Here is a 1,892-nt window from a genome sequence, read left to right as displayed (position 1 = left end):
TATCGTCCCCGACGTAGTGCGGGCGACGCGATCCGAAAGGTTCACGGCCTTCTCTGTCAGGGCTATACAGACGTTGTTGACGCTGATCTGTCGCAATATTTCGACACGATCCCGCACGGGCCATTGATGCGATCTGTGGCTCGCCGGATTGTTGACCGGCACATGCTGCATTTGCTGAAGATGTGGCTTCAGGCGCCGATTGAGATCAGGGACGCAACGGGCGCCCGGCGACTGACAGGTGGCAAGAAACGCAAGCGAGGCACACCGCAAGGCGGCGTGATCAGCCCACTTCTTGCAAACCTGTACATGAACCGCATGCTGAAGCATTGGCGCAGCACGGATCGCTCACGCCGGTTCCGTGCTGAGGTTGTTGCTTACGCGGACGACTTCGTCATCTTGTCGCAGGGTTGCGCGAGAGATGCACTGGAGTGGTGCCGCATGGTGACGGCCAAGCTGGGCTTGGCGCTCAACGAGGAGAAAACCTCGCTCCGTAGCGCCCGGACAGAAAGCTTTGACTTTCTCGGATACACGTTCGGACCACATCACTTTCGGAAGACGGGTCACTGGTATCTGGGCGCAAGTCCGTCGCGCAAAAGCGTGCAACGGTTCAAAGGCAAGGTGAACGCTCTGCTTGATGTGCGCAACAAGAGCCCCCGGGCAGATGTCTTGCGCCGTCTGAATCAACTTCTGATCGGATGGTCTGGGTATTTCAGTTACGGGACGCGATTGCAGGCATATCGAGCGGTGGACCATCACGTCTATGACCGCGTGCGCCATTTCCTTCGCAAGCGGCACAAGGTGCAAACCCGAGCCACGCGCGTCTTCTCCACCCAAACGGTGTATTAAGGCCTTGGCGTGGTTCAACTCAGACGCGTGCATCTTGGTCCTCCGCCGTCGGCCTTGGGGTGAAGCCAGTCGGAGAGCCGGATGCGGGAAATCCGCACGTCCGGTTCGATGAGCGGGGAAGGGAAACGGGGCCGCTCGCTGCGAGCAACCGCGCCCTTCCTCGACTCTACTGAGGGGTTGGTGAGGCTGGCTTAACCATTTGAAGAACTGTAGTTTTGTGGTTCCTACACCAAAATCCGCAGTTGATCAGGATGCCGCGCCTCACCATGGATGTCTCTACACCCTCTCGTCTGTGTTTGTCACCGGTCAATGGCCAGCAGGTCCTGCTCGGATTTGACGGCGCCAACATGAGTTCCGACGCCGGGCTGATGCTGTTGCGGGAGATCGAGCGCCGTGAAGGTCTGGCAGGTTGGCTGGCCTCCTGCGTGGAGGACCCGCGTGATCCGAGCAAGGTGCAGCACCGCCTCGAGGAGATCATCCGCTTCCGGATCCTGATGATCGCGGCGGGCTACGAGGATGCCAATGATGCGACCGATCTGCGCCATGATCCGAGCTTCAAGCTCGCCCTGGAACGCGCCCCGGAAAGTGGCGCGTCCCTGTGCTCGCAGCCGACCATCTCGCGAATGGAGAACCTCCCCGACGCCCGCTCCCTGATCCGCATGGGGCGTGAGATGGTTCGGTTCTACTGTCAGTCATTCCAGCGGGCCCCCCGGCAGAGCGTGCTGGATATCGACGACACGTTTGACGCGGTCCATGGCCATCAGCAGCTTCGGCTGTTCAATTCCTATTACGATGAATACGGCTTCCAACCCATCGGGGTCTTCGATGGGGAGGGACGGCTGGTCGGAGCCCTGTTGCGCCCGGCCCGACGCCCCAAGGGCCGCGAAATCGCGAGCCATATCCGGCGGCTGATCCGGCAGATCCGCCGCTTCTGGCCCGAGACCGAGATCCTGCTGCGGGCCGACAGCCATTACTGCGCCCCACAGGTTCTCGATCTCTGTGACCGGCTCGGCCTGCTCTATGTCTTCGGGCTTTCGAAAAATGCG

2 protein-coding genes are annotated in these 1,892 nt (G+C 60.6%); both read left to right on the top strand.

Translation table 11 applies throughout. From position 1 onward, the window contains the following. Positions 1-846, top strand: an 846-nt coding sequence (locus ACK5L9_RS16410) for a reverse transcriptase domain-containing protein (protein WP_416912529.1), incomplete at its 5' end; no start/stop codon positions are given. Between the two features lie 266 nt (positions 847-1,112). Further along, on the top strand, positions 1,113-1,892 hold a 780-nt coding region (locus ACK5L9_RS16405; protein WP_416912530.1), incomplete at its 3' end, for an IS1380 family transposase.

Source organism: Paracoccus sp. (in: a-proteobacteria), assembly GCF_047973135.1.
GTDB lineage: Bacteria > Pseudomonadota > Alphaproteobacteria > Rhodobacterales > Rhodobacteraceae > Paracoccus.
Note: the sequence above shows the minus strand (reverse complement) of the source record. Positions and strands in the feature narration are given on the sequence as shown.